Annotated in this window: 19 protein-coding genes and 1 other annotated feature; of the genes, 2 read left to right on the top strand and 17 right to left on the bottom strand. The window is 37.3% G+C overall.

The features are described 5' to 3' along the window. Window position 1: 1 nt before the first annotated feature. Both UB51_RS24580 and UB51_RS24575 read right to left on the bottom strand, forming a co-directional pair. Complete coding sequence (locus UB51_RS24580; protein ID WP_234405500.1) at window positions 2-577, bottom strand: TetR/AcrR family transcriptional regulator; 576 nt, start codon at window positions 575-577, stop codon at window positions 2-4. 392 nt (window positions 578-969) lie between these two features. Next, a complete protein-coding gene (locus UB51_RS24575) occupies window positions 970-1,155 on the bottom strand; it encodes a hypothetical protein (protein ID WP_044879554.1) in 186 nt (61 codons plus the stop codon). 200 nt (window positions 1,156-1,355) lie between these two features. Between UB51_RS24575 and UB51_RS24570 the strand changes: the two genes are divergently transcribed. Beyond that, entirely contained in the window at window positions 1,356-1,586 is a 231-nt protein-coding gene (locus UB51_RS24570; protein ID WP_044879553.1) for a helix-turn-helix domain-containing protein, read from the top strand. Window positions 1,587-1,658: 72 nt separating this feature from the next. On the opposite strand, the gene UB51_RS24565 is transcribed toward UB51_RS24570, so the two are convergent. The 4 genes from UB51_RS24565 to UB51_RS24550 form a co-directional block, all read right to left on the bottom strand. Next, the gene (locus UB51_RS24565) at window positions 1,659-2,255 is read right to left on the bottom strand and encodes a response regulator transcription factor (protein WP_044879552.1); all 597 of its coding nucleotides are present in this window, start codon (window positions 2,253-2,255) and stop codon (window positions 1,659-1,661) included. 3 nt (window positions 2,256-2,258) lie between these two features. Next, window positions 2,259-3,713, bottom strand: a complete 1,455-nt coding sequence (locus UB51_RS24560; RefSeq protein WP_160297300.1) for a sensor histidine kinase — start codon at window positions 3,711-3,713, stop codon at window positions 2,259-2,261. A gap of 546 nt (window positions 3,714-4,259) precedes the next feature. After that, window positions 4,260-5,159: a class 1 isoprenoid biosynthesis enzyme gene (locus tag UB51_RS24555; protein ID WP_044879550.1), complete on the bottom strand. Its 900-nt coding sequence runs from the start codon at window positions 5,157-5,159 to the stop codon at window positions 4,260-4,262. 532 nt (window positions 5,160-5,691) lie between these two features. Then, window positions 5,692-7,755 (bottom strand): methyl-accepting chemotaxis protein, encoded by a 2,064-nt coding sequence (locus tag UB51_RS24550; protein ID WP_234405499.1) that lies wholly within the window; start codon window positions 7,753-7,755, stop codon window positions 5,692-5,694. Window positions 7,756-7,991: 236 nt separating this feature from the next. Next, window positions 7,992-8,219 (top strand) — a binding site (T-box leader). A gap of 81 nt (window positions 8,220-8,300) precedes the next feature. Between UB51_RS24550 and UB51_RS24545 the strand changes: the two genes are divergently transcribed. Further along, complete coding sequence (locus UB51_RS24545) at window positions 8,301-9,662, top strand: sodium-dependent transporter (protein WP_044880417.1); 1,362 nt, start codon at window positions 8,301-8,303, stop codon at window positions 9,660-9,662. Window positions 9,663-10,154: 492 nt separating this feature from the next. On the opposite strand, the gene UB51_RS24540 is transcribed toward UB51_RS24545, so the two are convergent. The 11 genes from UB51_RS24540 to ctaG all read right to left on the bottom strand — a co-directional run bounded on the left by UB51_RS24540 (window position 10,155) and on the right by ctaG (window position 18,846). Further along, window positions 10,155-10,601, bottom strand: coding sequence for an acetyltransferase (locus UB51_RS24540; protein WP_044879549.1), 447 nt, complete (start codon window positions 10,599-10,601; stop codon window positions 10,155-10,157). Window positions 10,602-10,800: 199 nt separating this feature from the next. Then, window positions 10,801-11,304, bottom strand: coding sequence for a GNAT family N-acetyltransferase (locus UB51_RS24535; protein ID WP_044879548.1), 504 nt, complete (start codon window positions 11,302-11,304; stop codon window positions 10,801-10,803). Between the two features lie 177 nt (window positions 11,305-11,481). Then, entirely contained in the window at window positions 11,482-12,009 is a 528-nt protein-coding gene (locus UB51_RS24530; RefSeq protein ID WP_044879547.1) for a nucleoside/nucleotide kinase family protein, read from the bottom strand. A gap of 79 nt (window positions 12,010-12,088) precedes the next feature. Further along, the gene (locus UB51_RS28390) at window positions 12,089-12,262 is read right to left on the bottom strand and encodes a hypothetical protein (RefSeq protein WP_160297299.1); all 174 of its coding nucleotides are present in this window, start codon (window positions 12,260-12,262) and stop codon (window positions 12,089-12,091) included. Between the two features lie 663 nt (window positions 12,263-12,925). After that, window positions 12,926-14,218 carry an ABC transporter permease gene (locus UB51_RS24525; RefSeq protein WP_044879546.1) on the bottom strand — a complete coding sequence of 431 codons (1,293 nt, stop codon included), beginning with the start codon at window positions 14,216-14,218 and terminating at the stop codon, window positions 12,926-12,928. After that, window positions 14,211-15,116: an ABC transporter ATP-binding protein gene (locus UB51_RS24520; protein WP_044880416.1), complete on the bottom strand. Its 906-nt coding sequence runs from the start codon at window positions 15,114-15,116 to the stop codon at window positions 14,211-14,213. The genes UB51_RS24525 and UB51_RS24520 overlap by 8 nt, the downstream gene beginning before the upstream one ends. A 27-nt stretch (window positions 15,117-15,143) precedes the next feature. Further along, the gene (locus UB51_RS24515) at window positions 15,144-16,034 is read right to left on the bottom strand and encodes an ABC transporter ATP-binding protein (RefSeq protein WP_044879545.1); all 891 of its coding nucleotides are present in this window, start codon (window positions 16,032-16,034) and stop codon (window positions 15,144-15,146) included. A 5-nt stretch (window positions 16,035-16,039) separates the two neighbouring features. After that, a complete protein-coding gene (locus UB51_RS24510) occupies window positions 16,040-16,444 on the bottom strand; it encodes a GntR family transcriptional regulator (RefSeq protein WP_044879544.1) in 405 nt (134 codons plus the stop codon). A gap of 44 nt (window positions 16,445-16,488) precedes the next feature. Beyond that, window positions 16,489-17,223: an RNA-binding protein gene (locus tag UB51_RS24505; protein WP_044879543.1), complete on the bottom strand. Its 735-nt coding sequence runs from the start codon at window positions 17,221-17,223 to the stop codon at window positions 16,489-16,491. Between the two features lie 215 nt (window positions 17,224-17,438). Beyond that, a complete protein-coding gene (locus UB51_RS24500) occupies window positions 17,439-17,903 on the bottom strand; it encodes a DUF420 domain-containing protein (protein WP_044879542.1) in 465 nt (154 codons plus the stop codon). A 31-nt stretch (window positions 17,904-17,934) separates the two neighbouring features. After that, complete coding sequence (ctaG, locus tag UB51_RS24495; protein ID WP_044879541.1) at window positions 17,935-18,846, bottom strand: cytochrome c oxidase assembly factor CtaG; 912 nt, start codon at window positions 18,844-18,846, stop codon at window positions 17,935-17,937. Window positions 18,847-18,870: the final 24 nt, after the last annotated feature.

Genomic DNA, 18,870 nt, shown 5'->3' with positions numbered 1-18,870 from the left:
TTCACGACATCTCCTTTACAATGGTTTTGACCGCTTTAGTCCAGATGTCATCGTAGCGATACTCCAACTTGTAGCTAATAAAATTATCTATGCTATCAATGATCATGGTCAGCATTTGTGCCTTAATAAGCGTATCTTTGTCATCGACAGCCCCAATCGAAGCCCCGTGTCGCAACAGCTCAACAAAACCCGTAGTAAATCCTTCCAAGCTTTCGATTAATTTGTGTGAATAGTTTGGATTCCGGTAACCCAGCGCTTGGAATTGATTCATGATGCGTGAGTAATAGTCGTCTTCATATTGTCTGTTAATAATACTTAGGCCATCTGAAATAAGCTTCTCTTCAAAATTATCCTTCGTGTAGTCCTGGACACTAAAAAAGTTAGCAAACCCAATACTTTGGCAAATCTCGTCAAAAATCACATCGATAATATCTTTTTTAGACGAAAAATGATAGTACAGCGCAGGCTTTGATATCCCTACCTCTTTGGCAATCATCGCCATACTTGTTTTTTCAAAACCATGCTCAGCAAATAAGTGGTACCCTGTTTCCAAAATGACAGCATACGTTGCATTCATATTCATTTCTCTTAACATCCTTCCCAAATACTTACTTAACGGTCGGTAAGTAAACAATACTAGATAACATTATTTATTGCAATAGGTTGCTGAAAATGGAAAATAACCCAGTTAGAATTAACTGGGTTATTGACATGAAATAAGTTATAGAAATCCTATAAACAATAAGGAATAGCCCATTTAGCAGCAGCGTGGATAATTAAAAATTTGAGATACTTAATCATTCATTCACTTAAATGTTCAGTACCTAGTCGCTGGCATCTAATTGGAACGACTCTAGCCAAGATTTATGTATTAATACTCCTATAAGCGCATGATGTACATCGCATTGTAAGACATGGGTTAGTTAGAAAAATGCATTTTCCGTTCTGGTTACTTGTACATATAGCTGATTAGGTTGGCCATTCTCCTTTGGACGCTTTAACAAAATTAGAAACATTTTGTTTCTGTGAATTACCTAAAATAAGTGTTAACTTCTCAAAAACATTAGGAGCGACATTAGCTTGAACATCCGCCAAAAGCAATTGTCCACCCCTCACTTCCTGTACCAAATTCCAAAGCATATCCGTCCTCATCATTTTCATCCTCCATTTCTGTTTATTGATTGAAGTATATTACAAGAAAAGGAAATAAGAATGAGTAAATTGTGCAATATGATAACAATTTATTGATACAGTGAAGAAATACAACCTAATGCACAATATACTCATTAACATAAAAAGTTTCTTGTATACAATCTAATATCATATGGAAGAAAATATAGTGGGAGGTCGTACTATTGATCAAAATTGATCTTGATTTAGTCATGGTAAAAAGAAGAATGAAACTGATAGAACTTTCTGAGAAAATAGGTATTACACCATCAAATCTATCTAATCTAAAAAATGGTAAGCACAAGTCTATACGATTTGAATTATTGGACCAATTATGTAACAACTTGCAATGTTTACCCTCTGACATATTAGTATTTGTTAAAGAAGATAGTGACGATGTTACGACGAAACTGTAAGCCGCTCAGTAGCAGGCGCAGTTCGTCGTTTTTTCAGGAAAACAAGAGCTGATTAGATAGGATAAGCAGTCTTTATTTTTTATGTTTTAATTTTACAATCCCTAGCTCAATTCCACGTACCGTTGCGGCAATACTAGAATTGACACTGAATTTTTCGTTAATGGTTTGAATATGATTATTGACCGTTCGGCGACTTATAAATAGTTTATCCGCAACCTCCTGCTGTCTTAATCCTTCTGAGGTTAATTGTAAAATTTCTTTCTCCCGATCTGTGAGTGGTTCAATTTCAGAATCATATTTAGGAAAGATAATGGCACCATCTGCAACCAATTTTATTTTTCCAATCAAACTATTAATCGATATATTTTTACTAATGAACCCTTTTGCCCCCATTTTAATAGCTTTATTATGATACTCTACCAAGTCGTAACCGGACAGAAAAATTATTTTCAGACTAGGGTACTTTTCCAATATCATTTGCGAAATATCCAACCCATTAAAATCACCCATATGAATATCCATCAACAGTATGTCCGGTAGCTTTTTTTCTAGAATGTTCAAAATGTTTGCGGGAGAGGTATACGTTTCAAATTTGGTAACACTGTTACTAATTGAGATTTCTAAGCTTTTGGCAAAAAGTTCATGATCATCAAATAACATAATATGCATCGTTTACTCATTTCCTTTCATTGGAATTCTAATTTGAATATGTGTTCCGGATTCCATATTATTCTTAATGGTGAACTCACCTTGTAAATCATTTATTTCTTGTTTAATCGTTAGCAGCCCGATATGATTTGTATACCTGTTTTTCTCGAGATCAGCTGCAATATCAAATCCTTTGCCATCATCAATGACATCTATTATAAGAATTCGATTGTTCAACATATTAAGAGAGATCCTGATCTCATTAGCCTGAGCATGTTTAATAGCATTCTGTAGCAGTTCTTTAACCGTTCTAAAAATAGTATATTGCAGTTTGTTGTCCACTTCTAATAAGGGTTCAGCTTCTAATCGTATTTTTAAATGCGGCTGATGAACAGCTTCTCGCTTCAATTTCTCGCACATAATACTAATGCTTTGATAAAGCCCCAGATCAGACAACGTCGAGGGATAAATATCGAACATTTTTTCTCTGATGGATTTATTTAAATCTTGGAAAGTCGTTATAATAAGTTGCTGAGTATCTTTCTGGGGTGTTACCAATGATTCCGTCATATTCTTAACGGCAAGTATCGATTGCAATATGTCATCGTGCAAATATAAAGCGAAATTCCGCCTGATTTCTTCAACTTTTTGCACCAAAGTGATATTAAGATATTCGTCATATTTTATGCTGGGCAATTGAATGTAACGTTGCTGATTTCCATGCAGGATTTCTGTTGTTTTTAGTATTTCACAAATCGTATCGGCTAGGATCGTTATCTTATTGATATCTTCAGGCGTGAACTTTTCCTTATTTAATTTTTGGCCGATAATCAACCAACCATTAACTATATTCTTATATTTTAAAGGAAATGAAAAATATTGTTTTTGCCCAAAGGTTATCGTGTGCAATGTGCTTTTCAACTGATTTTGGTTATATTTTTTTAATGATAAATGTTCAAATACACCACTTTGCTCCAAGATAAAACTCTGATGATTTTCTTTCCAGATAATTAAGGTACCATTTAAAGAAATCGTTTTCTGAATGAATTGATTGATCAAATTGCTTAATGTGGACAGATAACTATCGTAAGTAATTCTCTGCAAAATTTCGAGTCGTTCTTTCTCTAACTTTTCCTTCGTTTGATTCACTATGTATAATTGTTGGGTTGAAAAGTGCCTTTGAATTAATAAAGAACTAAAATATATGATACTTACTACGAACAAAATCAATAGTGATTGTATTAGGGAAAGATCCGTTACATAAATACAAAAAATAATAAATATAGCAACTTCACCTAGTGTTATGAGTGCAATCTTTGCTAAAAATCTATAATTGATACCTATTTGCAATTCATTTCGGTTAATTAGGATATACCCAACGACAATAGGCAAAGCAACAAATGTATATATGGAATATAGTTGAACCTCTTCTGAAAGAAATTTTCTTAAAAAAGTATGCGTAATAATAAAGGGTAGCAATGACACCAACATCGCCAAGTTTAAAATGGTTTGATACCGGCTTAGTATTTTTCGCTGTTTAGACTTGTACTTGAATGAAAGGTAAATGCAATAAAATATCGCAAAAAGGAGATGGATAAATAAACAATAACTTAGGTACTCATTAAAGCTAAGCAAAGCAATCAAAGTAAGAAAGCCGGATATCCACAGTGAAACACAACATTTTTTATAGAGACGTTTGCGAGGAATGTTGGTAAAGTGTACAAAAAAAATAAATAGTACGATGGGTGCCAAGCTCATGAGAATACGGCTTAACCCGAAGAAGATACGGGAAGGCCCATTCAGCAAAAGCAATATCCATGCCGTAATATAAATCAGTATTATGAACCATTTGGAGGCGGATATTTTGGAAGAATTCAAGTATACAACGGTGCCTATACATATTAGAAAACAACTAAAAATAACGTCATTAGCCAAGCCACTACTATTCTGATTATTGAAATAGACAATGGTAATGATCATTAATATAGCATTGATAGGAATAAAGCCAATCAGCTTATTGTTCATCTAATTTACCAATTCCAAATATTCCAGTAACTCTTGTACTAAAAGCTCTTTCTCAGGAAAATGTTCATTGAGCAATCCAATACATTTCTCCTTATACAATTCACGTAATAACAGACAATAATCTAAAGAACCACTAGCTATTATCGCTTCTCTAATCGGATCTAGAGATGTGTTGCCCTTCAGAATGGATGAGAACATCCTTTCCATCTCCGCTTTTTTATCCTCATTCAGCACATTGAGTGATTTAAGCAAAGGAAGCGTTGGTTTTAATTTTAATAAATCGCTTTTGTCATCATTAAAGACAGCATTCATATCATTTGACAGTTGCATAGCTGTACCCGCATAAGTTGAGAAACCATCCCAAAGAGGCCGTTTTTCCGGATTTGCAAAAATGGCTACAAATTTAAAGATAGAGACTGTTTTCTGAATGATATTGTCCAAGTACTCCTGTTCAGTAATACCATCAAGCACCGTTTTATTAACATCCAGCCACTCTCCATAAATCGCTTCTTGCAAGTACACAAGACCATGCTCATAGGAGGGATGATTACAAAGTTGCTTCAACGATTCAATCAATAAATTGGTAAACAAAAGAACTACATTTTGCTTACTGATTATTTCACTGATCGAAGTATCTTCATCAAGAAAGTCATCCAGTATTTTTGAGGATAGGCAAAGCATTTCAACGTTTGCCGCAATAGCTATATCTTGCTTTCCTATATGATCATTCTTAAAGGAGTGTATGTATAAATAAAATATTCCCCAACTGAATTGCTCTAATCTCTCTTTTAAGTGTATAACTTCTAAAATATCAATTGACGAGACCGTGTTGTATTTCTCAAAAAGGTCCCTTCCTCGTATTTCATCATCAATACTCTCTCTCATTGCCGCAATATTCATTTTGTTCTCCCCTTATACATATTATTCGAGAAGGAGCCTGAACAAATTATATATTTAAAAGAAAATATTGTAAACCAATTCATTTAATGGGTTTTATAAAATATAATGAAGTTCCGTATATATGTCCGCCATGTTTATCATCAATGCTACAGCAAAATAATCAGACATGTTAACCCGAAATACAAACAAAGTGGACTATAGAACCACGTATCGTTCCTAGCGAATACAGTGTTCTTTATTTTCTTGAAAATCCTATATATCTAAAGTCACCTATCGCCCGAAGAAAGAAAACAACAGCGACCCCCATAAGCCCAATAAACATGTAGGATACTGATCAAACCCAAAATACCTACAGTTGAACATATCATCACGAATTCCATTAGAACGCCTCCCACATCTCCTTATTTTAACTTGCTCAAGAATCCTAACCCTGTTTCCAAAAACATTAATAACACGAACAGGCAAAAGACCCACATGACATTAACAAGCTGAATCGTTAATGTCATGTAGGTCCTTGACTATCTGGAATTTTTTATTTCATTTTGAATTTTGATACGGCTTCTTTCAATTCAATGCTAAGCTGATCAATCGTCCCCACCATATCAGCAAGCTGCTGAACCATTGAGGATTGCTCATACATCGTCGCTGTTACTTCCTCGACCGATGCTGATACTTCTTCACCAGAAGCAGATAAACCTTGTGTAGCGTCTAGTACCTCATTCTTATCTTGCTCCATTGAGGCTACCTCACTAGCCATCTCTTTGATCTGTTCTGTAATTTCAACTACATTATCCACAATCGTTTGGAATGCTGCCTGCGTATGATTTACATACTCATCCTGCTTTTCTGAGATTCCTTTAATCTCCAACACGCTATCGTTGTTCTCCGACACGAACTGCAATGTCTGCTGAATAATATCATAGATATCATTGGATTGTTTAGAGCTTTGCTCTGCTAATTTCCGAATTTCCGTAGCGACTACTGCAAAACCTTTTCCGTGTTCGCCGGCTCTTGCAGCTTCAATAGAAGCGTTGAGGGCTAGAAGATTTGTTTGTTTAGCAATGTTTGAGATCGCCCCAGTGATGTTACTGATATTGTTAGAGCTCTCTTCCAACTTCAATGTAATAGATGAGATGATGCTAACTTCTTCTTCGTTCTTACGGTTGTTATTCATAAGATTATCTATAACCTCTTTGCTGCTATGGAATACTTCCATTATTGCTTCGGTGCTACCTTTTACCGTCTGTGCTCTATGATTAATCGTAAAGATCTTATCGCCTAGTTGGCTGAACTTCCCGACCATATGCTCCGTATCATGAGCCTGTGACTCCATAGCCTTGGCAATCTCCATCGTTGTGGCTGAAGTCTCATTAACAGAACGAGATGTCTGCTTAGAGTTAGATTCGAGCTCCGCCGTACTAAGGGTTAATACTTCGATCGATGCATTCATATTACCAATTAGTGTTTTATTTTGCTCAACCATAACGTTGACGCTATCTGCCAAATCTTTGAATTCGCTATCGTACTTACCTTGCGCTGATACAGTTAAATCCCCCGCAGCTAACCTTTTGAATAAGCCGGTTAATCGAAGAATCGGTTTCGTAATGGAACGAGATACGAATATACCACAAGCTACAGCAATCATAACAGCTACTAATGTTACAATAATACTGTATTGTAGAAGCTGTTCAAGCGGCCTTTTAATATCCTTATAGCTATCCTCTACAATAACGGACCAATCCGCCTCTGGAATCTTAGTATAATGCACATAACTTAGTGGATCATCAATTGTGTCCGTAACAACATCTCCAGTCGCTTGTGCACTAATGGCTTCTGAATATTTCTCCTCATTTATCTTTTGACCAATTAGACTCTTGTCTGTGGATTCATAAATATATGTGCCTAATCGGTCGATTATAGATATCTTTCCCTCACCATTAATTTGGATATCATCCAATTTCTCCACAAAAAAAGAGGTGTTAACCGTTACGAGTAGGACACCTATAACTTGGCCACTACTATCTTTAATAGGCTGTGTAAACACAGAGATTAGAGCATTCGTTGTTCTTGATATGAGCGCTTCGCTGACATTGAAATTCCCCTTCAGAGCCTCCTGCAAATATCCACGATCAAAGCGATCTTCTTTGACATTATCAGGGGAGCTGCTCGCGACAATAATTCCCTTAGTATCCGTTACTGTCAAAGATTGAATGCCTTGTGTCACCTCCAAGCTTTCCCGTAATAGATCAAGAGATTCCGTATACTCTTCGTTATTCTTAGAGAAGAATTCGTCATCCGACATTTCATTCTCACTTCTTAGGACAAGTAATTTGCGAATCGTACCATTAACTGCAAACAAATGCGAGGTCTGCTCCAACAATTGAACTGAGCTATCTAAGCCTTCACCTAGCCGATTCGCATTGGCTACTACTTCATCTGTACTTTTCTTGAGCAATAACTCAGAGCTTATCAGATACGTAAAAAAGCTAGAACTGATTAATACGATCGCCACCAACACACTTATAAGTATCGGCAGCTTGACCTTTAAAGACATATTTCTGATGCTTTTGTTCTGTTGACCTTTGGTTATTCCCACTTACTCTCATCTCCAACCTTCTATTTCTTTAGTACTCTTTTTTATCGGAAAACGGAGTTCATTTACTTATAGTCACTGTTTGTTAATATGAAATAAAAATATTATGAGGGGAGTCTTCACCATTCACTGAACGATAAAAAAGAACAATCCAGATCAATATGGATTGTTGTGTCATGTGAAAGGGGTTGACCTTTAGGTGCTATCATACTATAATTTCGTTTATTATTATAAATATCGAATGAGCGACGACAAGAACTTTATTAAGCCGGTCTCCCTGTTAACAGAGAATCAGTGGTTGGTGGAAACTGATACAAAGACTAGGTGAATTTCATTCTTGGAGCTTTTTTTTATACTGTAACTTATTGAAATTAGTATAAAAACGGATCAAACCGTTATTTGACCAAGTGGGAAACACGTATTGTTTCCAATTAGGGTGGTACCGCGTGATGAGCCACGTCCCTATCGTTAAAGATAGAGATGTGGCTTTTTTCTGTCTTTTACTTTGTTTTATAAAGGACATAATAAAAAAGAATGGATGGATTAGCGTGCAAACAACAGAGCAATGGTCATCGAAGATTGGTTTTATTTTATCAGCAGCAGGTTCAGCTATAGGGGTAGGTGCAATATGGAAACTTCCTTATGTTACGGGTATAAGTGGAGGCGGTGCATTCTTTCTTCTATTTATCTTATTTTCTTTATTTATGGGTTTTCCATTGTTATTAGCAGAGTTTGTTATTGGTAGAAGCACACAAAAGGAAGCCATTAGTGCTTATCGTAGTTTAGCTCCTAATAGCAAGTGGCATTGGATTGGAAAGTTAGGGGTATTTACCTGTTTCCTATTATTGTCTTTTTATAGCGTCATTGGTGGTTGGATTGTTATCTATTTTGTAAAAGGTTTGTTTGGTGGAATCATTAGCGAGGGAGCCAATTATGGATCGGTCTTTAACATAACGATTGGAAATCCTATCTTGGTTATTGGAGCTCAATTTGTATTTTTGGCTATCACCGTTTTAGTTGTAGCAAAAGGGATTCAAAATGGTATTGAAAAAGTGAGTAAAATTTTGATGCCCACGTTATTCGTACTATTCATAGTTCTAATCATTCGCTCACTAACACTCGATAACGCCATGGAAGGTGTGAAATTCTTTCTAGCACCTGATTTCTCGAGAATCACATCTCAAAACATTCTGTTTGCGATGGGTCAAGCTTTCTTCTCCTTAAGTGTCGGAGTATCCGTAATGGTTACTTATAGTTCATATCTTTCAAAAAAAGAAAGCTTAATTCAACCGGCTATTTCAATCGTTGCCATGAATTTATTGATCGCATTATTGGCAGGATTAGCAATCTTCCCAGCTGTATTCTCACTAGGTTTAGAACCCGCTGAAGGACCTGGTTTGTTGTTTGTTGTATTGCCTGCTGTGTTTGATCAAATTATTTTTGGAGAAGTTTTCTTATTAGGTTTTTTAGCATTATTTCTATTTGCTACATTAACTTCTGCTTTCTCTATGTTAGAAATCATTGTAGCATCTACAGTTAAAGGAAAAGAGGAGAAGAGAAAAAAATATGCATTTATGATTGGTATTTTAATCTTTGTAGTAGGCATTCCCTCTGCATTATCCTATAGTGTTTTTGCTGATATTTTAATCTTCTCGAACAATTTATTTGATTCAGCCGATTATTTAGTTAGTAATATTTTAATGCCACTAGGCGTGTTGTTAATCTCTATCTTCGTACCCCTTAAGATTAAGAAAAGCACTTTGCGGGAGGAACTATTACAGCATTCTCGGTTAGGGGCTACTGCATTTAATATATGGTTTTTTATCATGAGATTCATTATTCCTTTAGTCATTATCATCGTATTTCTTGATATTACTGGAATACTTGATAAAATAGTTGCGGTTTTTTAGTATGAAACCACTTACCTTTTTGAGTGCTTATTAAGAGAGAAACAAAAAGTGCTGAAAGCTAGCAGAGATTCTGCCTAACTTCAGCACTTTTTTATTTAAGAATTTTTACTGCTATGATTATCTGGGGGGAGCTATTTCTTTGATACTTTAATTGATATAACTCATCAGTTAAATCTGTAGACTGTTTATCGCTAAAAATAGTTAATTCCATGATAATGTTTTCATCCGAGAAGGATCGTTTCTCCAAATTCATTGAATACACATTATTTTTGAAGCTAAAGTTTACTATCACTACATTACCCAATAAGTCTTCTTGATTTTTTTGTTTGTGTCACAGCAAGAATTCGAATAGACTCTCCCATTTAACGCTCTACTGCTCGTTAGTTCAAGAAGAAGTGCATAGTATCATCCGGATACGACAGAAAAAAGACCAACAATTAATATGTTGGCTGACTCCAATAATTCCTTATAGAACTATCGTTTCCCGTTAGCTTAACTCTTTATTACTAGATGAAGTAAGGGGAAAGGTCGTCCTGAACTGTCCAATTCCGATCGTCCTATCTGTACAAAACCAAACCGTTTATAGAATGTGTACGCTCCATCGTTTTGCTCATTCACATCAACCTGGAGATTGCTGCCTTTTAATTTTTCGGCATGTTTTATCAATCGACTACCTATACCCCTTCCGTGATATTTGGGATCTACGAATAGCATCTCTATCTTTGCTCCGTCAAGCCCAATAAACCCTGTCGGTTCTTTATTTTCGTTCAATTCCAACCAAATCTCAACTTCATTTAGTGCTCCGTTTTGAAGCATCTGATGATAAAATTCAATATCCTCATCAGTCAAAAATGTGTGTGTATGACACACAGCCTTGTACCAAATATCTATTAAATTATCATGATAGTTTTCTTCATATGGGACAATTTTGTTTAGCATTACTCAGCCTCCGTATTTCTAATTTATTAAAAGATTAATCCCCTTGATAAATCTTCTGTACTATCATACAGAGTCAAACGTGGAAAAGGGAAGCTTTTGTAAAGATAATTAATCGCCACCATACTATCCTGCCCGTTAGTTGAACAAAGAGCTACCTCACGGCAGCCCTTTCTTTATTGAACTATAGTGTCCCTTTAGTTCAATCGATGACTATATGATTTTCGTTAGAAAATGTTTGTATTGGACCATCCCAATCATCTTCTCTAACCTCTTCGAAGCCGTTATTTGTATATCTTTCAATTACCTTTCTCCAAAATATTTGGGCTGGTTTATTAGTCTCTATTTGAGCAACTTTCCAAATTCCGCAGAATCGATTAAATATTTCATTAGAAGCGATTAGACCTACTCCAAGTTTCCTGTATTTTTTCATTACAAAGAATTCAGCCACCGAATAAATTGGTTGAATATGTTCATTTGTTCCAATCCTTCTTACTAGCGCAAATCCAGCGAGTTTTCCATCTACACGTATAAAAAAGGGATGTCTGCCTTCTTCTGTCCAATAGTGATCCAGATACAAGTAACCATATAAGCCGTTTTCATTTACATCTTCTGGGTCAAATTCACCAAAATCATAATTATACAGCTCGAGGAGATTTCTTAAAGTTGATTTTTGATCATATTCGACCTTTTGTATAGTTACCATTGATATTTCCTCATTTCTATTTAAATCAGATATTCAAATCTCCTAGTCCAATTCCATATTTTGTTAAACTATCCTGCCCGTTAGTTCAAGAAGAAGTGCGTAGTTTCATCCGGATGCGACAGAAAAAAGGCGACAATTAATATGTTGACTGATATTCAACCAATGTTTCCCGCTAGCTTAATCCTCTAACCTGTATTGTTTATTGTTTACAATCTCTTCGATAACTAGATGGATACCATCAGCAATTGTCTTACTCGTATCGAGCAAATGTTTATTTTTAAATCCTGATTCTTTGAATTCTTCGATTAAAATAAGACACCGCTCTCCCATCTGGTGTTCGGGCAACCTCAATTGGTCTCTTTTTAACAGAGTCTCATGGTCACTCCATAAAACCACATAGACGACATTTTCGGTTAACCCCTTCAACTTATCTTTAAGCCAATATGCCTCATCTGGGAAAGTAACATAATCAATTACAACATCAATTCCATTGAGAAGGAAATTTTGAGTAAGACTCAAGATATTATTCCAAATAAGGGATAACTCCAGTTCACTCTCCCAAGGCTTCTGACGACCATTAATGTGCATATGGCTTACATCATCACCTGAAATATTTGCACTGTTTTTTAAGGCACTCACTAATATACTTGAAGTCGTTGACTTTCCGACTCCTGCTGGTCCTGACACTATATAAACTGTTTGCATTAACAATCCCCTCTTCATGTAAAAGACAATCCACATCCCTTTATGGGGTATTGTATCATATATATAAAGAAGAGGACTATTACGCTATACTGCCCGTTAGCCATACATGCAGCGCAAGAACAGCGCTGCACCACAGAGGATGAAAATGGATGCCACTGTCTATACTGTTTGTACGGCTGGCGAAGAAGGTCGATAAGCTATCGTGCCATAGAGCCCAACCGTTAGTCTGACTCCGACCACCACGGTGCATCACAGAATGTCGCGCCCTATATGGGTAGCACTCATGGGAGATTAATCCTTTTTTGGTTGTTGCACCAGCCCTGCCTTTATGTTTGTTGTCAAAGATATTTTTGCTTTTTTTTAAAGATCTTACAAGTTCTATATGGATTACTCACGAGGCTCAGCTTTTTTTTTAAAAGTGTTATTCTGGGTCTACTTTATTTTGCTCTTTTTCAGGTTTTGAGCTAATTTAATTTTCATGGGAGCTTAATGAAGAGTTTAATACTTTATTTTCATCTGACATTCATTTCATTGATGATTAAGATGGCTGCTTTTTGGGTAGCTTTTAACTTTATTTTTCATTAATCTTCATTCCATTGATTTTTTGATTATCCCCTCAAGATTTCCCCCATATCTATAATGTCATTGAACAATACTACTGTATGTATCTTTACTGTGTAACAAAAACCTCACTTTACATAGAAACGTCATTATTATAGAAAGTGCAGTTTGGGCTAAATTAACTACTCCATAACAATTGAATTCAGTACAGTTCAAAAGAAAAACCCAGTTACAGCAAGGAAATGCTGCAACTGGGTTTTAAATTCAATGCCATTATAACCTAAAGCTAATGCCATTATACACTCAAGCGAACGTCAATATACCATAAAGTTTACACACATTCTCAAACTTAAATCTATATCTTATAAGCCTTCATCGCTTTACGAAGTTCTTTCATGGTTGGGCGTTTACCATACATCAGTACACCTGTACGGTAGATCTTCGCGGATAACCAACCTAATACGAGAATAGATACAACTAAGATAAGTATGGATACCCAGATCTCCCAAATAGCGATATCTCCAACACCGATTCGGACGATCACCGTAGTAGGTGAGAAGAACGGGATATAGGTTGCTACTTTCATTAGCATGGAATTAGGTACTCCGAAGCTGAATGTTGCGATGTAGAATGCTGCTAAGGTCAGCATCGTAATCGGCATAACCGCTTGTGCTAAGTCTTCTGTGCGGCTAACGATAGAACCGACTGCAGCGAATAATACGGCAAACAGGAAGTAACCTAGCAAGTAGAAGATAAATCCGTAGACTAGCACATCTATGCTTACATTTGAAAGATTTAGGTCAAAGTCGGCTAGGATGGCTTTATTTTGCGGCATCATCACATTCCCTATGACTACTATAATAAATACAGCGATCTGTGTTAATCCTACTAAGAACATCCCTATAATCTTTCCGAACATTTGGTAAATTGGTGACACACTCGTAATTAGAATTTCCATAATCCGTGAGCTCTTCTCCGTTGTTACTTCAGAGGCAATCATATTTCCAGTAGAGATCGAAGTGAAGAAGAACAGAATTAACAACACGTAGACCACACCATAATTGATCACTTTCTGAGCAACCTCTTCTTCTGTATCAGGCACATCCGTCGAAGTATTATTTACTTGACGTGAATCCAACTGCACCGGGGTTGCCAACGCTGCTGTCTGTTCCGCAGTTAGTGCACCCTTTACAATATATTGCATCTTAACAGCTTGTAATGCACCCGTTAAATCTGCCTGAACTACTGGACTCAGACCGTTCTCTTCGTCAGAAGAATAAAGAACAGCTGGGAACACTGCTTTCTCATCTGATACAAACTGTAGATAACCTTCGATTTTGCCTTCTTCAATATCTTTATTTAAGGTTTCTTCATTTGCCATATCATATTTCACGAAGGTGAAGTCGCCGCTCTTCTGTGCTTGCCAATATGAATCCAATTGATCTGCCAGCTCGACTTGTTGCTCATATACAAGACCGATTTTTGTAACTTCATTCTTCAAGTCATCCCCCGTAAATAACTGTATGAAATACGGAATATTAATACCAATGGACATGATTAATGCTAGAATAATGGTCGTTACTAGGAAGGATTTGGTTTTCACTTTATTTCGAAATGTAAATCCAATTACAGTCCCCATCTTATTCATTAGACTCACCTACCTCTTTAATAAATATTTGATTTAATGTGGGTTCCTTTATTTCAAAACGCTCTACTACACTTTGTTGCATAGCCGTTTGCAATATAAGCTGCGCTGCTGATGCGTCAGATATGGTAATTACATATCCTCCCTGTTCTTGTGGCTCTACCTTCGTTACACCCGCAATATTCTCTATGCCTGTAACTTCACTTGTTGTGTTAAGAATGACTTGCTCACGCGGGTATCTGCCTTTGATTTCTTTCAATCTTCCTTGAATGATCGGATTCGAACGATGCATAATCGTAATGTTCTGGCATAGTTCCTCTACATGCTCCATGCGGTGAGTGGAGAACAATATGCTAGTTCCTTTATCGCGTAGTTCTTTAACTGTAGACTTTAATAGCTCTACATTTACAGGGTCCAAGCCGCTGAATGCTTCATCTAGTATAAGAATTTGAGGACTATGTACTACAGCAGCTATGAAGCCCATTTTTTGCTGATTACCTTTGGAGAGCTCTTCTATTTTTTTATCATAATACTCAGGAACTTCAAAGCGTTCTAGCCAATAACGAAGGTTCTTATCTGCCTGTTTCTTAGACACTCCCCGAAGCTGTGCTAAATAAGTAATCTGTTCACTAACCTTAACCTTCGGATAAAGTCCTCGTTCCTCTGGTAAGTACCCCATAATTTGCTGAAGTTCTGCACTATGTGGTTTACCGTTATAACTTATCTCCCCACCATCAGGATAAATGAGACCTAGCACCATCCTCATTGTTGTTGTTTTACCCGCTCCATTAGCGCCAAGAAGTCCGTAGATTTCCCCTTCTTCTACCTTCAGAGACAATTGATTTACTGCTGTCTTATCTCCGTATTGCTTGACTACATGTTCCAATTTCAAAGATTCCATATTCATATTACCCCTCTCTCACTGCACTTAGGCAGTTATTTGTCTTTGTATCCATAGACTTAATATTTCATCAAGCTCTAGACCTCGTGTCCTGATAATAGCAATCCCAGATTCCTGAAGAATTCGTTCAACACTTAGACACTCCGTCGTAATTATTCGCAATACACCCTTAGATTCCTGATGCCACTCTATCACTCCTGGTAAATCCTCTACCAAATCGGCATCACCACTAACCCATATTTCTTTCCAGTTATCCATGAGACTGTCTTTCTCCAACATGCCATATACTTGCCCCTGATGCATAAGCATAATGTAGTCGGCAAGCCTTCTGACTTCATCTACAATATGAGTGGACAACAGAATCGTTGTATCCCCTTGCATCATATACTCATTAAGGACATCCATCATCATTTTCCAGGCAAAAGGGTCTAACCCAGAAGAAGGCTCATCAAGTAGTAATAGCTTGGGATGAGGCGCCAGCGCCGCTGATATTTCGAACTTTCGCCTTTCACCCTTGGACATCTTGCTCAACTTCATCCCACGCGGAACCTTGAACTTCGTCATCAGTTCTTCGAACAACTCATGATCCCACTCAGGGTACCAATAGGCTCGGAATTTAGATGCCTCCTCTACGGTTAAGTTATTTTCCTCACTATTCGTATTTTCAGCTACATATCCAATATTCCGTCTAATTCCTAGGGGGAGGGGACTCTGGTAAGATTCTCCGAACCATTGTATACTTCCTTCATCTGGAATAATGGTCTGCATCATCATATGAATTAATGTGCTTTTACCTGCGCCGTTCTCACCGACCATTCCAATCACATAGCCTTGAGGAATGGAGAGGTTAAGTGGCCCAATCGTTGTGGTTCGACGTTCCTTCTTGACACCTCGGAGCTCAATTGCGATCTGATCCATATGTGTTACTCATCCCCTTCCTCACCATGATATTTACGATTCACAATGCTCAGAAACAATTTGCTCAATTCTTCCTCACTACACTGAACAGAGATCCCAACATCAACTGCCTTATTTAGGGCTTCTTCTACAGCTTCCCTTCGAAATATTTCACGTTGTGGCTGCCCAACTTTAGCAACAAAGGTTCCTGTCCCTTGCTTCGTTCTCAGAAGTCCTTCACTCTCTAAATCCTGATACACTCTTCTAACGGTAATGACACTACAGTTCAATCCCCCAGCAAATTCCCTGATCGATGGTAAAAGTTTGCCTTCTTCAATCTGTCCATTAATAATGAGCGATCTCAATTGGGTCTCAATTTGATGATAAAGCGGCTCCGCACTATTCTCATTAATTTGAATTGGAATCCACACCTTTCACACCTCACTTCTACACTCTATTCAGTTATATTTCCTTGTTAAACCAGATCTCTCATCTGGAGCTTATGAAGTGTTAACTTGCCACATAGAACTAGGGTAACTACTCCCCCGATCAGAGCAGCCCACATGAACGGTGATCCGAATCCATACGCTTTGGCACTATCTAATGTTAATTCCAGTATATTTACACCCATAAAGTGTATCCCTAAACCTACAATGACCGTGATCAACATAAGGAACATCGTCATCCAGAAATATTTCTTCCCGTTACACAAAAATTCTAAGTAGATATATAACCCATTTATTGCTATTGAATATCCAATCCATATCAGAGCGAAGGCCATATACGGTAAGATCGATAATTGTAATCGAATATGATAACTACTAACATATATGACGGTAAAAAAGACGATACTGTTCAGAATGAATGCGATTCCCAACTGTATATGTCTAGCTCTCATAATGACATTAGGGGCAATAGGTAATGTTCGGAAGTACGCAAGCATCTGTGTATATGAGTCCTCTGTTAAATACTTGAACGACTTCCTGGAGAAATAAAACCCCAGCATAGGAATAAGCATAAGCATCATACTATCAACGAAGGGGCTAAAGAATTGTTCCATGTCTTGATGACTCAGCCCGCTCTCAATTAGAGTTCCAGTCGCTCCTCCTGTATAAACCATAAAGATAATTGACCATAGAATCATAAATCTTTCGCTCTTCAAATCTTTTTTAGTAACCATCCAAGCGTCTCTCATCACTTTTTGTTTCACTTAGTATCGCTCCCTATGAATGGTTAAATTCTCACTCACTGTGTCTACTGTATATATCTTTATACACAGTATACAGTGTACTTATTTCAAGTGTCAATCGTCAATTTCAACATTCCACACAAGAAGAAACGGCTTCGCCATCCTTAAAGGGATCGCGAAGCCGTTTCTCGTAGAAATACAAGCAAAGTGTAGTGGGAATTTTTACTTTCCTATATTTAGATCCCCAAGATGACTTCCCATACAGGTTTCGTATGTCCGCCCGGGAATAGAACATACAGGAGTACATAAACAGCAACGCCCGTTATCGCGGTGAAAAACCACATAATGGATGTGATCTTACCCCATTTACGGTGCTTAGAGTATTTTTCCTTGAACCCAAGTACAAGTGTCGTAATTCCAAATACAGCTGCTACTGTAGCCAGTGTAATATGGAATATCAGGAAGATCTGATAGTAGATCTGAAGCTCCTCTGAACCGCCCCATGAAGTATTACCTACGAATATAGTTCGGGACATATAGATAATGAAGAATAATAATGCCGCTATAGCTCCAGCGATCATGACCTTCTTATGCGCTTCTCTCTTCCCTTTAATAATGAGCCCCCAACCAATAGCTACTAGTATTGCACTAATGACAATGAATGAGGTACTGATGGTTGGAAGTATAATATACAAATCCATGATGATGTTCCTCCTTAAAGACCTTTAAAATTTACACATGATTCAGAGATTGATCCGAGAGATCATCAGACTTTGCATCCTCATCTTCACGGTTCTCCTTCCTATACCACTGAAAGAATACATAGGCCAACATTGATCCAAAAATAAACTCCTGAATAAACTTCATAGCGATACCGCCAACTTGTTGATCAACCAGTGGACTCATTATGCTAAAGAAAGTGGGTCCACCGAAATTTTGCAATAATACCGTTGGATCTCCACTTATACAGTATCCCATAGCTTCAGCCCATACAACAGGATCACTATAAGTCGCATACAGCGTGTGCGAAGCAAATATGATTAGACCACAGGCTGGGGTGAGCAGAACCATATTCAGAAAAATATAACCCATTTTTGCCAGACTTGACCCTTGTTTCCCTTCTGGAAGTGGATTGATAAGCGTCCACCACATCAGTACAGAAGTTATGAATAATACAATATAATACAAGCGATGCGCAGTAAAATTCAACATCACGTAATCATGGATTACCGCGATATGATAAAGCGAGAACAAGCCATTAAAGAGAACTGCCGCTACAATAGGCCTCGCTAGAAATCCTAAAGGCTTGAAGGGGTTCACTTTTAGAATAGCTCGCCACAACCATGTAGGAATACCCAGCATGATTAATGGTGGTGCTGCTAGATAGGAGAATGCCATAGTCAACATATGAAAGGAAAACATCATATGCCCTAATAGACTAACAGGTCCCCCTTGAGCTAAATAAAGCAGAAACATCCCACTCATGAACATAATCTTCTTAGCTACTGAAGTAGGCTCCGCTGTTGCAAACTTCTCACTCATAGGTCCTGTTATGAGTAAATACGTAGCTGTTACCAAGAGCATAGCTGTTAGAAACAAAGGACTCCACAAGTCCGCAAAGCTAAAGTATTCTAATCCCAGCATGTGAATACCTCCTACTCACCGGGT

Origin of the sequence: Paenibacillus sp. IHBB 10380, assembly GCF_000949425.1 — a bacterium.
Lineage (GTDB): Bacteria > Bacillota > Bacilli > Paenibacillales > Paenibacillaceae > Paenibacillus_AQ.
This window is presented reverse-complemented; position numbering and strand designations above follow the sequence as displayed.

Excerpts from the sequence above, each read along its gene's own strand:
- UB51_RS24580 (WP_234405500.1), bottom strand. The coding sequence starts at position 577 with ATGAATGCAACGTATGCTGTCATTTTGGAAACAGGGTACCACTTATTT.
- UB51_RS24575 (WP_044879554.1), bottom strand. The coding sequence starts at position 1,155 with ATGATGAGGACGGATATGCTTTGGAATTTGGTACAGGAAGTGAGGGGT.
- UB51_RS24565 (WP_044879552.1), bottom strand. The coding sequence starts at position 2,255 with ATGCATATTATGTTATTTGATGATCATGAACTTTTTGCCAAAAGCTTA.
- UB51_RS24555 (WP_044879550.1), bottom strand. The coding sequence starts at position 5,159 with ATGAATATTGCGGCAATGAGAGAGAGTATTGATGATGAAATACGAGGA.
- UB51_RS24540 (WP_044879549.1), bottom strand. The coding sequence starts at position 10,601 with ATGCTAAACAAAATTGTCCCATATGAAGAAAACTATCATGATAATTTA.
- UB51_RS24535 (WP_044879548.1), bottom strand. The coding sequence starts at position 11,304 with ATGGTAACTATACAAAAGGTCGAATATGATCAAAAATCAACTTTAAGA.
- UB51_RS24530 (WP_044879547.1), bottom strand. The coding sequence starts at position 12,009 with ATGCAAACAGTTTATATAGTGTCAGGACCAGCAGGAGTCGGAAAGTCA.
- UB51_RS24525 (WP_044879546.1), bottom strand. The coding sequence starts at position 14,218 with ATGAATAAGATGGGGACTGTAATTGGATTTACATTTCGAAATAAAGTG.
- UB51_RS24520 (WP_044880416.1), bottom strand. The coding sequence starts at position 15,116 with ATGGAATCTTTGAAATTGGAACATGTAGTCAAGCAATACGGAGATAAG.
- UB51_RS24515 (WP_044879545.1), bottom strand. The coding sequence starts at position 16,034 with ATGGATCAGATCGCAATTGAGCTCCGAGGTGTCAAGAAGGAACGTCGA.
- UB51_RS24500 (WP_044879542.1), bottom strand. The coding sequence starts at position 17,903 with ATGGATTTGTATATTATACTTCCAACCATCAGTACCTCATTCATTGTC.
- ctaG (WP_044879541.1), bottom strand. The coding sequence starts at position 18,846 with ATGCTGGGATTAGAATACTTTAGCTTTGCGGACTTGTGGAGTCCTTTG.